Origin of the sequence: Demetria terragena DSM 11295, from assembly GCF_000376825.1 — a bacterium.
Taxonomy (GTDB): Bacteria; Actinomycetota; Actinomycetes; order Actinomycetales; family Dermatophilaceae; genus Demetria; species Demetria terragena.
Genome location: NZ_AQXW01000004.1, coordinates 206,893 through 224,438, shown reverse-complemented (window position 1 = coordinate 224,438; position 17,546 = coordinate 206,893). Strand labels below are relative to the sequence as shown.

Below are 17,546 nucleotides of genomic sequence, written 5' to 3'. Positions count from 1 at the left end.
GTGTCAGGCGGCAGATGAGCGGCCAGGCAGATGAAGCCGCACCGAGGAGCCTGCTTCAGACTTGCGCACCTCGATTTGCGCCGGGATCCGCTGACGCAACTCGGGGACGTGGCTGACGATGCCCACCATGCGTCCGCCGCCGCGCAACTGGTCTAGCACCTCCAAGACGAGCTCAAGGCTGTCCTCATCCAACGAGCCGAAACCTTCGTCGATAAACAGCGTGTCCAGTTGCCTGCCGCCAGCGTCGTGTTGAATCGCTTCGCCCAACGCCAGCGCGAGTGCCAATGACGCAAGGAAGGTCTCGCCGCCCGAGAGGGTGCGCGTCGGCCGGGAGGTGCCCGTCCACGCATCATGAACGCGCAGGCCGAGCCCGCCCCGTGAGCCGCGCGACCCTGGGCCGTCGTCGTGCTCCAGCGTGAACCGCTGCGCGGTCATCGTGGCCAGGCGGTCGTTGGCTAGGCGGACGACGTCTTCAAGTCGAGCCGCGAGAACATAGGCCGACAGCCGCATTCTGCGGTCTCCAGCGGACCCTCGTTCGGCATTGATGATGGCGGCTAGGTGGTCGAGTGCCTCGTGCCGTGCGCGCAGCGGAGTGAGCGCTGCTAAGGCTCCATGCAGGTCGCGAGCAGCGGTACGCAGCGTTCCCCGAACCCGTTCGAGTGTCGAGGCGCGGTCTCGGGCCTGCCGCGCGCGAACCTCTGCGTCGGCCGCCTCGGCCCGCATCGCTTCCAGGTCGCTCGCGCTGGCACTCAGTGCAGCAGCCGCATCGGGGTCGGCAAGAATCGTCTCCGCACGCGTTCGTGCCGCAGCGGTGCGGTCGAGTTGATCGCGCACGGTGCTTTGCTCTGCCGGTGTCAGTGTGCTGGCATCGACGTCCGCCGGATCAGTGAATCCTTCTTGCGCGATCAGCGCCCGCAACGCGTCGTCTGACTCTTCATGACGGCGTTGAGCTTCGTGGAAGCGCAACTCGGCCGTCTGCCATGTCGTGACCGAACGTTCGAGCTCGCGATGTTGCGCCGCGGCGGCCGCTAAAGACTGCGCGAAGTCATCCAGCGAAGCGGACTCTCCTGGCTGGTCGAGGACCCACCCGAGCACGTCATCCGGTGTCGTACCGGCCCACGATGGGATAGGGAGGGGGTTGTTGTCGGAACAGGGACACTCCTCGGCATGATGTGTCGCCAACGAGACCGCGCGCACGGTGTGTTCGAGCGCCGTGGCAGCGGCTTCCTGGGCGCGCGTTCGCGCCGAGGCGTGGTCGAGCTTGGCCTCAACTAACTGCTCCTGAGTAGTAGCGATCGTGGCGCGAATGGTGTCGAGCTCAGATTCAAGCCGGTCCGTCTCAGCACGCGCCTGCTGGGCTTGGGTCCGTCGGCGCACTGTCTGAGCGCGTACTTCCTGAAGGAACGTTGTTGTGGTCTCAGCGGTGGATAGACCCTGGTGCGCGTGGTCGCCGAAGAACTCTGTGGCGCTGGATCGAACTGCGGCTAAAGCGAACTCGTATTCGGCTGTCGCATGCAGATGTGCGGTGCGCGCGCGCGTCAGGTCGGCCATCGCGGCATCGAACGCCTCACGCGTCAACTGTTGTGCGTGCTCCGCTGCGTCGAGTTCGTCTTGGGTGACGACCTCGTCTGAGGACAACTCGGCCGGAGCGGGATGGATCGTGGACCCGCAGACGCTGCAGGGCTCACCGTCGCGCAGTTGGGCCGAAAGTTGGCCGGTCACCTGGTGCACGCGGGTTCGTCGCAAGCGTTCCGCGTGCTGGGTCGCTGTAGCCACCGAATCGTCCGTTTCGTGAACTGCCTCGGCATAGAACGCTTCTTTGTCGGCTGCTTCGGCCGCCGCCGATTGGCGCTTGTCAGCAGCGTCAACGAGCCGCACAAGCTCATCGGCTGCGCCGGCAGGCTCCGCTGCGGACCGAGCCACCGCAAGCCGCTCTTCGGCGGCTTCTTGCTGTTCGATGAGCGCGTCAAGGCGGTCCTGAATTGACGTGAAGGACTGCTCAAGGGCGGCGCGCCGTAGAAGGTGGTCGCGCGCCTGCGCCAGGGTTGAACGCCCTGCTGCTCCCTGCTCGGCCGCCGACCGCACCTGCGCGCTGTGCTGTGTCAGCAGTGCGACCCATGCTGCCGCCGGCGATGCCTCGTCCGGCAGGGTGCGCTGAACGAGGGGAGGCGGAACGGCAGCGGAATACGCCGTGCGGGCCTCGGCGAGGCCCGCGGCAGCCGCCCTCGTGGCGGCCAGCGTGGGTGCAACTCGTCCTGCACGATCTGCGGAGTCGAGTTGTGTGCGCGCGGCGCGATCGGCGGCCTGAGCATCGGGTGCCTCCAGCAGCCTGAGCATTCGACGTGCGGCGCGGGCGTGTGCACGCAGGCGCGAGCGTTGCTCAGCCCGGGCCAACTCAGCATGGGCAGACCGTGCTCCCGAATGTGCCTGATCCGCCTCGGCCGCCGCCGACGTCGCACGGTCGGCGACGTCCTGGGCCAACGCGGCGATCAGGGCTGGCAGGCCCTCCTCGGGGCATGACTCTGTTTGAACCAGTTCAGGGGGAGCGTCTTGGTCAGAGTCCTCTCGCACGGGCAGATCGGCCAGTGCAAGCTCGACGACTGTGCGTGCGCGATCGACAGGCGCCCTGGCCACCTCGACTGCCGCCGTCGCCTCGCGGCGCTTCGCGACGAACCACTGCTCGATGTCGGTGAACCGCTCGATGTCGAAGAGTCGCTGCAAAATACCCGCGCGTGCGTCGGGCTCGGCATGCAGGAACTCAGCAAACCCACCTTGCGGCAGCATGATGACCTGCGCGAACTGGTCGAGTTGAAGCCCAAGTGAGACATCAACGATGTGTTGGACTTCCTGGACCCGCGTCGAGATGGTCTGCCAACCGTGTAGATGTCTCTCGGCGAGCACCACGCTCGAGCGCACGATGGTCATACCCGCACCGCGTTTCTTCGGGCGCGCATATTCAGGAACCCGGGTAAAACGCAGCCGTCGTCCCGCCAGTGTTGCTTCGAGGACTACCTCGGGCGAAATTCCTTGCGCAGCAGACGAACTCGCAGGTCCACTTCCACTGACTCCCTGCCGGGTCCGGGGAACCTGGCCGAAAATGGCAAAGCAGATCGCGTCCAGGATGGAGGTCTTGCCAGCGCCAGTTGCGCCGTGGATGAGGTGGATTCCCGAATCGCCTAGCGCGTCGAAGTCGATAACGTGGGCGTCGGGAAACGGACCGAACGCCTGGAACGAGAGGCGATGGAGCTTCATGCCACTCCCGACGCCGAGTCGGAGCCAATACGGGGTGGGGCCTGCTCGCGATCGTTGATTCGCCGCATGGTCGCCGTCCCGGCGATCGCCTCGCTGAGAAGGTCCTGCTCGCTGTCGGTAGCGGGTCGGCCAAGCACATGCTCAACGAAATCACCGCACAACTCGGCATCATCTCGGCCGCGCACCCGATCGGCATAGGTGCGTACGTCGGACACGCCTTCGGGTGCGTCCCACCGCAAGGCCAAACAATGGGGAAAACGTTGTCGTACCTGGTCCATCGCGTGGGCAGGACGCACCCGATCGGTCAAGGTGACCTCGCACCAGGCGTCTTCGGCATCGGCGATCGACGCTGAAGACAGAAGGCTATTCAGATCTCCGCGCAATCGCCGTAGTGGGCGCCACGTGGGAGCTGGAACCATCTGAACATCGAGATCGCCGGCGTCGCCTATATCGACCAGAAGCGAGCCTTTGACCTGGTCTGCCTCTGAGAACGACATCGCCACTGGCGATCCGCAATAGCGGACCTGGTCGGTCACTGACTGCGGGCGGTGCAGATGGCCCAGAGCGGTGTAGGCGAACGGCGCGAAAACCTCCGCTGGCACGACGCCGAGACCACCCACCGTGACATCGCGCTCAGAGTCGCTCGAGGTGGATCCGGCAACGAATTCATGTGCCATCAAGATTGCCGGTCGGTCGGTCATCGTCGAAATGATCCGGTCGATTGCAGCGCGCATGACTTCTGCATGCGTGGCCCGTCGGGCGCCGAGCTCAGCTGCCACGACGGAGGGCTCGAGATAGGGCACGGGATACACATCGACGCCGTTGACATGGACCGGATCTTGCAGACGATCGATTCCCGTGCGCACGTGCACGCCCGCGAGCTCAAGCACGTCAGCGGCGAAGCCGAGGCGGGCGGGGGAGTCGTGATTACCTGCCGACAGGATGACCTGCGCACCGGTGGCGATCAGATCGCGCAGGGTGCGCGACAGCAGCTCTACTGCGGCTGGCGGCGGCAGCGCACGGTCATAGACGTCACCAGCCACCAGCACGACGTCAGCCTCTTCCTGTGCGGTGACAGTCACGAGGTGCTCCAAGAACTGCTCCTGAGCCGGCAGGAGGTCCGCGCCGTGCAGACGCCTCCCCAGATGCCAGTCAGACGTGTGCAGCAGCCGCATGCGTGTCAGGTTAGGTGCGACCTCCGACAAGCCGGCGGAGGCGCACCCGGCCGTCCCAGATCGGGTCCCGTCTGGGGCTCGTACCGCGCAGAATCTGAGACCGTCAGTGCAATCTGTGACAGAAGTGGACTCGGTGTGAGAAGTTGGCGCCACATCTGTCAGGAGGGTCCATGGGCGCCGAAGTCAACAGCACCACCTATACCCGCGAACAGCGGCAGCAGTACCGCGAGAAGGTTCGCCAGGACCTCGACGTATTTGAGCGGATGCTCACCCAGAGCAGCTTCGAGTTTGATCGACCGCTCACCGGGATGGAGATCGAGCTCAACCTCGTCGATGAGCAACTCGAGCCGACCTTCACTAATGCTGAAGTGCTCGAGCGGATCGCCGATCCGGATTATCAGACCGAGCTCGGCCAATACAACATCGAGCTCAATGTCGAACCGCGTCCGCTGCCAGGCCGGGCGCCACTCGACTTGGAGCGCGACCTGCGGGCCAGCCTCAACCGGGCCGAGAAGCTCGCTGAGGAAGCTAACGCCAAGATCGTTGCGGTCGGCATCCTGCCGACCTTGATGCCTGAGCACTTCACGACCGAGTGGATGAGTGCAAACTCGCGGTATGCCGCCCTCAACGAAGCCATCTTCTCGGCCCGCGGCGAGGATCTGTGGATAGACATCGAAGGGCCGTCGGGGGAGCGCCTCGAACGTTACGCGGACAGCATCGCCCCAGAGTCAGCCTGCACCTCGGTTCAACTTCACCTTCAGGTCCAACCCAGTGACTTTGCCGCGCACTGGAACGCCGCGCAGGCGTTGAGCGGCATCCAGCTTGCCCTCGGCGCTAACTCGCCGTATTTCTTCGGCAAGCAGTTGTGGCACGAGACGCGCGTGGAGTTGTTCAGTCAGGCCACGGACACCCGCTCGATCGAGTTGAAGAATCAAGGGGTCCGGCCTCGGGTGTGGTTCGGCGAGCGCTGGATCACCTCGATCTTCGACCTCTTCGAAGAGAATGTGCGGTATTTCCCAGCGCTCCTGCCCGAGACGACGGACGAAGACCCCCAGGCGGTCTTGTCCGCTGGTGAGGCGCCACAACTCGCCGAACTGCGACTGCACAACGGCACGGTCTACCGCTGGAACCGCCCGATCTATGACATCGTCGGGGGTCGCCCGCATCTGCGCGTCGAGAACCGCGTCCTACCTGCCGGTCCCACCATTGTTGACTCGATGGCGAACTCGGCGTTCTACTACGGTGCCATCAAGAAGTTGGCCGGAACCGACCGTCCGATCTGGACGCGGATGAGCTTCTCTGCTGCGGAGGAGAATTTCCACCAGTGCGCTGCCAAAGGTATTGAAGCCCGGGTCTATTGGCCCGGTTATGGCGAGGTTCCCGCCGTTGAACTTGCTGTCCGACACCTGCTCCCGTTGGCGTACGAGGGCCTTGCTGAATGGGGTGTCGCCCCGGAAGTTGCTGAACGCTATCTGGGCATCATCGAGGCGCGGTGTCGATCTGGCATGAATGGCGCGTCCTGGCAGATCGAAGCGGTCCGCCGCTTCGAGGAGCGCGGCCAGGATCGCCGTACTGCTCTGCACTCGATGCTCGACCTCTATATCGAGGGCATGCACAGCAACGAGCCGGTCCACACCTGGGAACTTCCCTAGGCATCACGTCGGATCTAGCCCGCGGCGTTCCACATTTCCAGTGTGGGAATGCCGTGGTGCTGGCCAAGGACGCTGATCCGGCCGGCTCCGAGTTCAAGGTTTGCGCCAAAGCGCGGTTCCTGGCGCAGCCATACCCCAGCCAGGATGCGGCTGGTGTGGCCATGTCCGACGAGGACGACGTCCCCTCGTCGGGCGTCCTCACGGGCCGTGGCGAGCACGTGGCTGGCTCGAGCGGCGACATCCTCGACGGTCTCACCGGGCGACTCGCCGGGCTGGACTCCGTCGGTAAAGATCTCCCACGGGTAGCCCAGCTCGGCACGAATCATGGGCGTGCTCATGCCTTCGAATCGGCCGTAATCCCACTCGCGGAGATCCTCAAGCACGGTGACCCGCTCTAGTCCCGCGAGTTCCGCGGTACGCCGAGCCCTGGCCATCGGAGAGCTATACGCCGCCACGATGTTGAACTTCGTCAATGGCTCGCGCAAGGAACGAGCGACGGCCTCGCCTTCGGGAAGTAACGGTAGGTCCGTCGTCCCGGTGTGTTGGCCCGAGAGACTCCATTCGGTCTCGCCATGGCGAATGAGGATGATCCGGCCAGGCTGATCGGTGGCGTTGGTCATGGGGGGAGGCTACTCGTCCTGGCATTCTGGACCCATGACGACCTCTGACGCCCGCCGCTCTATCTCGCTCGACCGTGACGGTGCAGGACGATTCGCCGCGACCAACGAGCGTGGCGGCAGACTCACGACCGGTACGGGCGAAGACGAATCCTTCACACCAGTGGAGTTGTTGCTGACGGCGATTGCTGCCTGCTCGGCTGTTGACGTCGACGTGCTGACGACGCGCCGTAGCGAGCCGAGCGTCTTCTCGGTGGAGTGCGGCGGCGACAAGGTGCGCGACGCCGACGGCAACCGGATGGGTGCGATCGACGTCACCTTCACCGTGACTTTCCCGGAAGGTCCCGAGGGCGACGCCGCCCGTGCGGTACTTCCCGGTGCGGTGCAGCGCTCCCACGATCGGTTATGCACCGTGAGCCGGACCGTCGAACTGGCGACTCCCGTGACGACCACGCTGACGCAGTAGAGGCCGGACGATCTCGCGGCCGACGACCTCAGACTCGTCGGGACGACGCGCGAACCAACTCGACGTAGTGCCCCAGGATCAGTGGCCACTCACCGAACTTGGTCTGCCCCAACGCATCGATGCCGTTCCACGGAGTGTGTCGAAAGGTCAGGCGTGACCCGGTATCGAGTTCGGAAAAGCTCAGCGTCACGGTGGTCTGCGCCGATGACCGATGCGGGAGTGAAAAGGTGTGGACAATGCCCACCGCCGGCTCGATGCGCACGATGGTGCCCCACTGCACCTCCTCATCCGGCTGGTATCTGGCGTTCAAGCGCCCACCCACCCACGGTTCGAAGTAAAGACCGTCGAACCGTGACGGGTCAGCGTTGACATGGCCAGGCCACCAGGACCCTATGTCGTCTACGTAGTTCACAAAGGCACGCTGTGCCGGACACGGCAGGTCGTAGGACAAAATTACGTCGTCCCCCATGGCGCTCCCTCCCACATTTCGCCACCATAGGCATATGGCACGGTATCTCGACGTTCACCCACTCGACCCCCAACCGCGACGAATTCGTCAAGCAGCGGACATCGTGCGCGCCGGTGGCCTGATTGCGTACCCGACCGACTCGTGCTTCGCGCTGGGCACTCAACTCGGGAATGCCGAGGGCAAGAGCCGAATCGTCGACATCCGGCGTCTCGATGAGAAGCATCACTTCACGCTGGTTTGCCGCGACTTTGCCCAGCTCGGCCAACTCGTGCAGCTAGACAACCGAGTCTTCCGGGCGGTGAAGAACCACACCCCGGGCTGCTACACCTTCATCCTTCCCGCGACCTCTGAGGTGCCTCGGCGACTCTTGCACCCCAAGAAGAAGACTGTGGGCGTACGCATCATCGACCACCCCGTCGCACGACTGCTGTTGGAGGAGTTGGGTGAGCCGTTGCTGTCGAGCACGCTGCTGCTGCCCGATGATGAGGACCCGCTGACCGAAGGCTGGGCCATCAAGGAGCGGCTCGACCACCAGGTCGATGCGGTGATCGACTCAGGCGAGTGCGGTCTCGAACCGACGACCGTCATCGATTTCTCGGACGGAGTGCCCGAGGTAATGCGCGTGGGTGCAGGCGACCCGGCGCCGTTTAGCTGACTTCGCCCCGGCCTAGGGGTTGGCGGCCAGGAAGATGAACGACGCCAACAGCACCAGGTGTACGCCACCCTGCAGTCGCGTCGCTCGCCCGGGAACGACGGTAAGGACACCGACGACCATGGTGAGCGCCAGCAGGATGATGTGGGTTGATTCCAACCCAAGATGCAGCGGCGTCGGAAGCCAGATGCTGGCGATGGCCAGCGCGGGGATCGTCAAGCCGATGCTGGCCATTGCCGAACCCAGCGCCAGGTTGAGGCTGATCTGGGTTCGGTCCAGCCGCGCGGCGCGCACGGCCGCAAGGGTCTCGGGTGCCAGAACCATGAGCGCGATCACGACACCGACAAAACTATGGGGGAGCCCGGCACCGTCGATGACGTCTTCAATGGCGGGCGAAATCACCTTGGCCAGGCCAACCACGGCCACGAGCGCCAGGACGAGCAGGGCCAGACTGACGAGCGCGGCACGGCCACTTGGCGGGTCCGCGTGCCCATCTTTGTCCTTGTCCGGCGAGTTGCCGAGCGGTACTGGCAAGAAAAAATCCCGGTGCCGGCCGGTCTGAGTGAGAACAAACATGACGTAGACGGCAAGCGAGGCCACCGCTGCGAACGCGAGCTGCGAGCCGGAGAACTCTGGACCGGGCGCTGCGGTGGTAAAGCGGGGGAGCACAAGGCACAGCGTCGCCAGCGTCGCGACACAGGCCAATGCCGAGCCCGTGCCCTCGGCATTGAAGTGCACAATGCCGTGGCGCAAGGCCCCCGCAAGGAGCGCAAGACCCAGGATGCCGTTGGTGGTGATCATGACGGCCGCAAACACGGTGTCGCGGGCCAAAGTGCTGGCCGCATCCCCACCGCTCAGCATGAGAGTGAGGATGAGCCCCACCTCGATCACGGTGACCGCGACGGCGAGGATCAAAGAACCGAAGGGTTCACCGACACGGTGTGCGACGACCTCAGCATGATGGACGGCCGCCAGCACTGAACCCACGAGCAGCGCGGCGATGACCACGAGCAGGACGGTAGGAAGGCCACGACCCCACGACGCCGCAAGGCCAACGCCAGCGAGCGGCGGGACCCAGGTGGTCCACTGCCGCCAGGTTGGTTCTTCGGACGCCGGTGTGGCCATGTCGACCTGCTCCCCTTTACGGTTTGGCTGCAGGCATATCCTCGCGTACGGCCGGTTCGCGTGAACCGGGCGGCGTGCGCTGCGTCGTCCTATCCTCCCTGTTGGCCCCGCCCAGGAGCACCACATGACCACAACGTCAGAGCCGCTAACCCGGCCTGAGCGCCTCGATCGGCTGCCGTTCACCCGACGACACCGCCGTTTATTAGTCGGGTCGGGAATCGGTTGGGCGCTCGACGCGATGGACGTTGGACTGGTGTCCTTCGTCATGGTTGCGCTCGCACAGCAATGGGGCCTGACCTCGACCGAGGTGTCGTGGGTGGCATCCATTGGCTTCATCGGTATGGCAGTGGGTGCCTCAGCCGGTGGTCTCCTGGCGGACCGCATCGGACGCCGATCAGTCTTCGCACTCACCCTGCTGGTCTATGGCCTGGCCACGGGTGCCGCGGCGCTGTCCACCGGCCTCGCCATGCTCTTGGTCCTGCGCTTCGTGATTGGGATCGGTCTCGGTGCCGAACTGCCCGTGGCCTCAACACTGGTGAGCGAATACGCCCCGGCCAAGATTCGTGGGCGCGTTGTTGTGGCACTGGAGTCTTTCTGGGCATTGGGTTGGGTGCTGGCCGCGATCATCGGTTATCAGGTGGTGCCCGCCTCAGACAACGGCTGGCGTTGGGCATTTGCCATCGGACTCGTCCCTGCGGCGTACGCACTGGTCGTTCGCTTCTCACTTCCGGAGTCGGTGCGCTTCCTCGAAAGCCAGGGTCGGACCGACGAGGCCGAATCCGCTGTCCGGGACTTTGAGAAGGCTGCTGGAGTCGCGCCGGTTGAGTCGCCACCAGCAGCGAAAGCCGTCGCGGCGGTTCCCGGTCAGTTGTGGACACCCGAGTTAAGGGTCAGGACGGGATCCCTGTGGGCGGTGTGGTTCGGAGTGAACTTCGCCTACTACGGGGCCTTCATCTGGATCCCCACGCTCCTCGTTGCACAGGGTTTCCCCATGGCGAAGTCCTTCGGCTTCACCCTGATCATCACCCTCGCTCAAATTCCGGGATATGCCGTGGCGGCGGTTCTCGTCGAGGTGTGGGGGCGGCGTGCGACTTTGGCGAGTTTCCTTGCCGGGTCGGCCATCTCGGCTTTGGCCTTTGGGCAGGCAGGCTCAGAGACCACCATTCTGATCACCGGTTGTGCGCTGTCCTTCTTCAACCTCGGAGCATGGGGCGCGCTCTATGCGATCACCCCAGAGACCTATCCGACCTCGATGCGCGCGACTGGCGCCGGTGCGGCCACAGCGTTCGGGCGGATCGCTGCGATCGCTGCGCCGCTCCTCGTGCCGGTACTCACCGATGCTGGCGGTACCGGCTTGGTGTTTTCGGTTCTCGCTGCGGCATTCGCCATCGCGGCGCTCGCGGCGTTCGGTCTGCCTGAACAACGTGGGAAGGCACTGGAGTAGCAGACCGAGACCGAATTACCCGCCGTGGGCCACCAGCAGGTCGTCCAACGCAAAGACACCGAGGCCATGATCGGTCGCCAGATGGACTGGCCAGTGCGGGCGCTGATCGGCCAGGAGCGACTCGATAGCCCGAGCCCAGGCGCGATCAGACTCGCGGATGCGCTGGCTACCTGGCCTCGACAGCATCGTGGCCACCGTGCCCTCTGGCACCTGGCCGCGCACCATCTCCAGGAGCCGGGAGACGCCCTCGATCTCTGGGGTTTCGGGTATGCCATCAATCGGCACAATGACGTCCATCGGCCGATGGTCCAGGTCGAGGAAGATCAGCCAGAGACAGCGCCTGGCGAAGCCAGGCTCTCCGACGATGCTGTCCCAGAGGGCATATAGGTCGGCGTCGCTACGGATGGGCTGGCGTGGGAGGGAATCGCGTGAAGATGTCATGGACAGATACTCCGCCGTTGGAACTCTCCAGGACGTTATCCACAGGATCGACTTGCAGTTGGTTGTCGAACCAACTGCACGAGCACTTCGTGATGGCGGGTCTGGGGAAACATGTCGTACGCCCGTACGGCCGTCGCCCGGTAGGACGTCAACCGTTCCAAGTCGGCTTGTAGAGACGTGACATTGCAACTGGAGTAGATGATCTGTTCCACGCCGCTGCTGTTGAGCCAGTCCGCGAGCGAGCCGATTCCGCGACGTGGCGGATTGACCAGCACGACGTCAGCCGGCTGCTCGTTGCGCAGAATCGTTGATGCATCTCCAACGCGAAAGTCGAACGAAGACAGCGGGTTTCGTGCCTCAACGGCCGCCGCTGAGCGTTGCGCCCCAGTGATTGCGGCGGGTTCAATCTCAACTCCCACGACGCGAACTGGCGCCTGCGCGCCCACGCTCAGACCGAACCCGCCGACACCGCAGTAGAGGTCCCAGAGTGTGTCCGCTCCTGAGCCATGGACCCATCGAGCGGCTTGGCTATACAGCTGAGCCGCGATCGCAGTATTGGTCTGGAAGAACGACTCGGGTCGGAGGAAGACGGTTACCGGACCAACCTGAAGAGGTAGAGAGTCCTCCTCCGTCAGGACGTGCTCTCTCGGCCCCGCGAGGATCGCCTTGTGCTCGGGCTGCTCGTTGATCGACACCACGCGGAGCCCGGGAATGGCCTCCTGCAGTTCTGGTATCGCACGCTCAAGACGCGGTAGTTGGCCCGGCGAGCGCAAGACGAATCGAGCCATAAGATCGCCCGACGGTGCGTGCGTGACGATCAAGTGTTTGAACTCACCCGACCGGGTGTTGACGTCGTACGGGGTCAAACCCAAGGCCGAGACGGCATCACAGAGGCGGGGGAGTGCCCGCGCTAAACCGGGTTCATACAGCCCGCAGTGGCGAAGGTCGACGCCTCGCCTGTTGGTATCCAGGATGCCAAAGGTTGGCTCGGACTTTGTTCCGCCCACCACCAGTTTTGCCTTATTCCGGAAATGGTGCTCTGGGCCGAAAACCGTTGGTAGGAATGCTGTTTCGTCGACCTGGGGAAAGAGGGCATCTCGTACGACACGATCGAGTTCAGCAATCTGAGTCGGGTGGGAAATGTCCAACAGCGAGCACGAGGCGCACTCGCCAGCGTCAAAATAGTCGCACTGCACCGGACCAGAGTGTCAGGTTGCGAGTCAGCGATCGAGTTCGATGCTTGCCGGGGCGTCGGCTGGTGCAGGTTTAGCGGGGCCGGGGCTTGATGGCCCCACATCGCTTGGACCTACTGCCATCATCACGCCTGCAGCCACAAAACCTGCGGTCAACGCCATGGCCACCATGTCGACCGCCCGCCAGCGAGGAGCCGCATGGTGCCGTCCTCGCACGCGTTTTTGTCGCAGCACGCCTGGCAGCCTTCCTGTCTGGCGCCGACGCGCCGTTCAACATGCAGCGTAAAGATAGCGCACCGTGGTAGTGACACCAATCCAGTGTGCTCGAGTACAGCGCCCGCCAGCGTCAGCGCCCCGGAACAGTCGCCGAGATCACAGTGCCGTCCGCGCGGAGGGTCCCTGCCGGATTCGGCGGACGCCCCTCGATCCGAGCACCCTGACCGTCCAGCGGAACCTCGACTGGTCGGCCGGGCGCTGCGGTGACTTCGGTGTCGCGGACAGAGAAGGTGACTTCACCTTCGCCATCCTCGACGATCGCGGTCAAGGCGTCCGACGTCACGGTGACTCGAATTCGGGTGCCCCGCATGGTGAGTCGGAAGCTCAACTCATCCCATCCAGCGGGCAGTCGCGGATCGAAGTGCCAACGCCCAGCACCGTGATCTCGGAAACCACCAAAGCCACACACGAGAGCGCTCCACACACCGCCCGTGGAGGCGACGTGTACGCCGTCCGCGGCGTTCGCGTGCCGGTCGGCGAGGTCGACAAATGCCGCCTCATAGAAGTACTGCAGCGCTAACTCGTGGTAGCCGACCTCTGCGGCAATGATCGACTGCACGACCGCTGACAGGCTCGAGTCACCCGTCGTAATCGGGTCGTAGTACTCGAAATCGGCCCGCTTCTCTTGGGTCGTGAACTCCTCGCTCTGGAGGAATTGCGCCAGGACAACATCGGCCTGCTTGAGGACCTGGAAGCGATAGATCACCAGCGGGTGATGGTGCAGCAACAGCGGGCGTACGTCGGCCGAGGTGTGCTCTAGGTCCCACATCTCGCGGTCCAGGAAGCGGGAGTCCTGGGGGTGAATGCCGACCTTGGCGTCATAGGGGACGTGCATTCCCGCCGCGGCCTCGCGCCACTCGGCGATCTCCTCCTCACGCAGCCCAGTCCGCCGCACGACCTCGTCGTAGGCATCCGGCTGAGACTCCCTGACCTCAGTCACGGCATCGGCCGCCCGGCGCAGATTGAAGCGCGCGAGAACGTTGGTGTAGAGGTTGTCGTTGACGACCGTGGTGTATTCATCCGGACCCGTGACGCCATGGATATGGAACGACGACGAGCCGTTCTCTTGCCGCCAGAAGCCAATATCGGCCCACAGGCGCGCGGTCTCCACCAGGATGTCGACGCCTTCGCGAACCAGGAAGTCAAGGTCTCCGGTGGCCCCGACGTACTGGCTCACCGCATAGGCGATGTCGGCGTCGATGTGGTACTGCGCGGTGCCCGCCGCGTAGTACGCGGAGGCCTCATTTCCATTAATAGTCCGCCACGGGAAGAGGGCACCTTTTTGGGACAGGTCGACCGCGCGGCGTCGGGCCGCCGGGAGCAAGGAGTACCGGAAGCGCAGCGCGTTCCGCGTCGCATTGGGAGTGGTGTAGGTCGAGAACGGCATCGCGTAGATCTCGGCGTCCCAGAAATAATGGCCGCCATAGCCCGCCGCCGATACGCCCTTCGCGGGGATACCCAAGCCATCGGCGCGAGCCGTTGCCTGGGTGAGCGCGAACAGATTCCAGCGAGTGGCTTGCTGCAGATCAGGCTGACGGGGGAGTTCCACGTCGGAGCGTTCCCAGAACGCGTCCAACCATTCGCGCTGAGCCTCGAACTGCGCCTCGACACCGTCTTCGTTCGCCCGATCAAGCGTCCGCTCGCAGCGGTCGATGAGTTCGCGTGCCGGGACGCGTGTCGCCGTGTGCACCGACACCAGCTTGGTCAGCCGGATGGTGTGACCCTCTTCGGCGCGGATCTGATAGATGAGCTTGCCTTGGTCATCCTCGACCCGGCCCTCGGTGCGATAAGGAACCGGTGAGTCGAGGTGGTGATCGACGACAACGCCGATGGTCATTCCACTGTCGACAGTCTGATAGCCGAGCGCGATGCGGCCGGCGTCCTCGTCAAGATCCTTGTATTGAGGTTGAAGAACACGCCGACCGAACTGCTCGGCCTTGCGCGGATCGGCGATCGTGCCCTGCGCGGGCTCGACCTGCTCCGAGCGGACGTCGCGATCCTGGCGGTTCACCAGTTGGGAGGAGAGTTGAACAGCGGCGTTGCCCTCCAGCAACGTCACCTCAAGTTGCATGACGCCCAGGTGTCGTTCGGTGAACGAGGTCATCCGCCGACTGCGTACGCGCACTCTCTTCCCGCTCGTGGTCCGCCACACCAGGTCACGGGACAGCACGCCCGTCCGGAAGTCCAGGACACGCTGGTAGTCCAGCAGATCGGCTGTCGAGAGTTCGAGCGGCTCGTCATCGATATAGAGCCGGATGATCTTGGGGTCTGGCGCATTGACCATGGTCTGGCCGACGCGAGCCAGACCGAAGGCCTCCTCGGCGTGGTGAATCGGCCAGGTCTCGTGGAAGCCGTTGACGAACGTGCCGTCGGCGTACGCATCGCGCGCCTCTTCATAGTTGCCCCGAAGTCCGAGGTAGCCGTTGCCGACCGCAAACAGAGTCTCGGTGACGCCGAGGTCGCTCGGTTCGAAGCGGGTCTCAACCAGTGCCCACTCATCGATCGGGAACCGGTTTCGGTCCAACGGGTCACCGGTAATGGGGCCGAACGCGGTCACAGAAGTTCCTCCAAGTCGCTCACGACGACATCCGCGCCGCTGTCCTTCAATGCCTGTTCGCCAGCGCCTCGATCGACGCCTATCACCAGACCGAATCCTCCTGCACGCCCTGCGGCGACACCGGAGTGTGCGTCTTCCAGCACCACCGTGCGCGCAACATCAGCACCAAGGTCCTGCGCTGCGGCGAGGAAGGTGTCGGGTGCTGGTTTGCCCGGCAGACCCCGCTTCTCCGCCTCACCGCCATGCATGACGTCACGGAAGAAATCTCGAACGCCAGCTGCTTCAAGCACCGCGGGTGCGTTGCGCGATGACGACACGATTGACATCGGCATCCCGCGCTCACGGAGCGCCTCCAGCAGTTTGACCGACCCGGGGTAGGCGACCACGCCTTCGTCCTCAAGGACCTGACTGAACTCATCGTTCTTGCGGTTGCCGAGCCCGCCCACCGTTTCCTGGTCGGGACTGTCGGTTGGGTCACCCTGGGGGATGTCGATGTTGCGTGATTTAAGGAATGAGGCGACCCCGTCATAGCGAGGCTTGCCGTCGACATAGGCGAAGTAGTCCTGGTCGGTGTAGGGCTCCTGGGGTTCCTCTCGGCCTTGCAGGAAGGCGTTGAACATCCGGTTCCAGGCGCGCATGTGGACCTCGGCGGTCGGCGTGATCACGCCGTCCAGGTCGAACAGCACTGCGTCATAGTCATCCCAATTCACGGATCGAGACTAGGTGCGCGGGCGGAGCCTGCAAAGTCGAGTCCACGGCGCGTCGAGCACAACTGAGCCCGCCCACCACCATGCGGTGGTGGGCGGGCTCAGCGTGCGACCTACAAAGGCGCTTAATTCACAGTCGGACGACCAGATTCTCGCTGTCGACGAAGCGACCCACCGGGCTGGTGAGCATGTCGATTGCGGCAGCCACATCTTCCGGCTGCATGATCGTGCTGGGGTCCTCATCCGGTGCCAACTTGCGGCGTAATGCCGTGGCGCAGCGTCCGGGTGAGATGCAGATGACGCGCGTGCCGTAGATGGCCAGTTCCTCCTTGAGGACCTGGCTCATGGCGATCAGCGCAGCCTTGGAGCTGGAGTACGTCAGCCACCCCGAGCGGCCCGTAATGCCCGCGGTCGAGGCGACATTGACGATGTACTCGAACTGGTTCCCCAAGTGGAGAAGGTGTTGGACGACCAAGAACGGCGCGTACAGATTGACGCCGATCGTCTGCTCAAAGTCCGCGAAGTCGATCTCGTGGATCGGGTCTGGTGCGGTGTAACCAGCGTTGTTGAGGAGAAGGTCGACCTTGCCATGCTTCTCCATGATGGTCTTCATGAGAGGTTCGATGGCGTCCTTGTCCGACAGGTCACCGATGTAACAGGTCAGAGTTTTACCGTGCGGGTTGTTTTCCCGGAGTTCGGCCTCTGCCTCGGTGTATTCAGCGGACTCGCGCGCCAACATGATGACGTCGGTGATGTCGTTCTCGGCCTGGAAGAAGCGTTCGACCGTGGCCAGGCCGATGCCCTTGGAAGCTCCGGTGACAAGAAGGGTTTTACTCATCTTCTTGGTCACCTCCAGCGAGAAGGTGGCCCGCGAGGCGTACGTCGGTCTTCGTGGTGATCTTGAAGTTCTGGTCGTTGCCTGGGATGAAGTAGACGTCTGCGCCGGCGACGGCACACATGGTGGCGTCCTCGGTGAAGACAAGGCCTTCGGCCTCGGCGTGGGCGTGCCCCTCCACCAGGGTGCTCTTGCGGTACTTCTGCGGAAGCTGCACGTTGCGAAGAGTCGCGCGGTCCAGGGACCCGGTCACCTTGCCTTGCTCGGGGTCGACTGGCGCCACCGTGAACGGGATCTCCAGCATGTAGCTGACGTTCTCGTGCTCGTCATCGACGAGGGTGCGGAAATCATCTGCGGTCGCCAGAGGGCGAGCGGTCTCGTGGATGATCACGTGGTCGTTGTCGCAGTGATCCAGCATGACGCGTACCGACGAATGGCGGGTATCGCCCGCTTCGACGAAGGTGATGGGCGTCTTGATGGCGTAATCCCGAACGACCTTCTCGATCGCGTCACGCCACCCATCTGGGTAGTTCAAGACGATCTGAGTGATCTCGTCGATCTCGTCGACCGCGACGAGTGGATAGACCATGGCAGGAATGTGGTTGACGCGAATGAGTTGCTTGGGTTGGCCAGCAGCCACCCGTGAACCCACGCCGCCATTGAGGAGGGCCAGCGTATACATGGT

General features: G+C 64.0%; 15 protein-coding genes. 4 read left to right on the top strand and 11 right to left on the bottom strand.

All coding sequences use genetic code 11. The annotated features are described in order from the left end of the window. Positions 1-3: 3 nt before the first annotated feature. Both F562_RS18135 and F562_RS0105090 read right to left on the bottom strand, forming a co-directional pair. A complete protein-coding gene (locus tag F562_RS18135; protein ID WP_018155856.1) occupies positions 4-3,252 on the bottom strand; it encodes an AAA family ATPase in 3,249 nt (1,082 codons plus the stop codon). Next, positions 3,249-4,427, bottom strand: coding sequence for an exonuclease SbcCD subunit D (locus tag F562_RS0105090; protein ID WP_018155855.1), 1,179 nt, complete (start codon positions 4,425-4,427; stop codon positions 3,249-3,251). The genes F562_RS18135 and F562_RS0105090 overlap by 4 nt, the downstream gene beginning before the upstream one ends. A gap of 170 nt (positions 4,428-4,597) precedes the next feature. On the opposite strand from F562_RS0105090, the gene F562_RS0105085 reads away from it, so the two are divergent. Continuing rightward, entirely contained in the window at positions 4,598-6,079 is a 1,482-nt protein-coding gene (locus F562_RS0105085) for a glutamate-cysteine ligase family protein (protein WP_018155854.1), read from the top strand. Between the two features lie 14 nt (positions 6,080-6,093). On the opposite strand, the gene F562_RS0105080 is transcribed toward F562_RS0105085, so the two are convergent. Beyond that, positions 6,094-6,699: a histidine phosphatase family protein gene (locus F562_RS0105080; protein ID WP_018155853.1), complete on the bottom strand. Its 606-nt coding sequence runs from the start codon at positions 6,697-6,699 to the stop codon at positions 6,094-6,096. Between the two features lie 34 nt (positions 6,700-6,733). Between F562_RS0105080 and F562_RS0105075 the strand changes: the two genes are divergently transcribed. Beyond that, positions 6,734-7,162, top strand: a complete 429-nt coding sequence (locus F562_RS0105075) for an OsmC family protein (RefSeq protein WP_018155852.1) — start codon at positions 6,734-6,736, stop codon at positions 7,160-7,162. A gap of 28 nt (positions 7,163-7,190) precedes the next feature. Here F562_RS0105075 and F562_RS0105070 read toward each other — a convergent pair whose 3' ends face one another. Then, on the bottom strand, positions 7,191-7,631 hold the full coding sequence (locus F562_RS0105070; RefSeq protein ID WP_018155851.1) for an SRPBCC domain-containing protein: 441 nt from the start codon (positions 7,629-7,631) through the stop codon (positions 7,191-7,193). Between the two features lie 34 nt (positions 7,632-7,665). Between F562_RS0105070 and F562_RS0105065 the strand changes: the two genes are divergently transcribed. Next, positions 7,666-8,286, top strand: coding sequence for an L-threonylcarbamoyladenylate synthase (locus tag F562_RS0105065; RefSeq protein WP_026181017.1), 621 nt, complete (start codon positions 7,666-7,668; stop codon positions 8,284-8,286). Between the two features lie 12 nt (positions 8,287-8,298). Here F562_RS0105065 and F562_RS0105060 read toward each other — a convergent pair whose 3' ends face one another. After that, the gene (locus F562_RS0105060) at positions 8,299-9,408 is read right to left on the bottom strand and encodes a calcium:cation antiporter (RefSeq protein ID WP_018155849.1); all 1,110 of its coding nucleotides are present in this window, start codon (positions 9,406-9,408) and stop codon (positions 8,299-8,301) included. 124 nt (positions 9,409-9,532) lie between these two features. Between F562_RS0105060 and F562_RS0105055 the strand changes: the two genes are divergently transcribed. After that, positions 9,533-10,852: an MFS transporter gene (locus tag F562_RS0105055; RefSeq protein WP_026181016.1), complete on the top strand. Its 1,320-nt coding sequence runs from the start codon at positions 9,533-9,535 to the stop codon at positions 10,850-10,852. Between the two features lie 15 nt (positions 10,853-10,867). On the opposite strand, the gene F562_RS0105050 is transcribed toward F562_RS0105055, so the two are convergent. The 6 genes from F562_RS0105050 to F562_RS0105025 form a co-directional block, all read right to left on the bottom strand. Beyond that, positions 10,868-11,293: a hypothetical protein gene (locus tag F562_RS0105050; RefSeq protein ID WP_018155847.1), complete on the bottom strand. Its 426-nt coding sequence runs from the start codon at positions 11,291-11,293 to the stop codon at positions 10,868-10,870. Positions 11,294-11,328: 35 nt separating this feature from the next. Beyond that, entirely contained in the window at positions 11,329-12,489 is a 1,161-nt protein-coding gene (locus F562_RS0105045) for a methyltransferase domain-containing protein (RefSeq protein ID WP_018155846.1), read from the bottom strand. A 343-nt stretch (positions 12,490-12,832) separates the two neighbouring features. Further along, positions 12,833-15,319 (bottom strand): glycoside hydrolase family 65 protein, encoded by a 2,487-nt coding sequence (locus tag F562_RS0105040; protein ID WP_018155845.1) that lies wholly within the window; start codon positions 15,317-15,319, stop codon positions 12,833-12,835. Next, positions 15,316-16,029 carry an HAD family hydrolase gene (locus F562_RS0105035; RefSeq protein ID WP_026181015.1) on the bottom strand — a complete coding sequence of 238 codons (714 nt, stop codon included), beginning with the start codon at positions 16,027-16,029 and terminating at the stop codon, positions 15,316-15,318. Before F562_RS0105035 ends, F562_RS0105040 begins: the two co-directional genes overlap by 4 nt. A gap of 127 nt (positions 16,030-16,156) precedes the next feature. Further along, on the bottom strand, positions 16,157-16,864 hold the full coding sequence (locus F562_RS18130; RefSeq protein ID WP_018155843.1) for an SDR family NAD(P)-dependent oxidoreductase: 708 nt from the start codon (positions 16,862-16,864) through the stop codon (positions 16,157-16,159). Further along, complete coding sequence (locus F562_RS0105025) at positions 16,857-17,543, bottom strand: IspD/TarI family cytidylyltransferase (protein WP_026181014.1); 687 nt, start codon at positions 17,541-17,543, stop codon at positions 16,857-16,859. Before F562_RS0105025 ends, F562_RS18130 begins: the two co-directional genes overlap by 8 nt. Positions 17,544-17,546 lie beyond the last annotated feature (3 nt).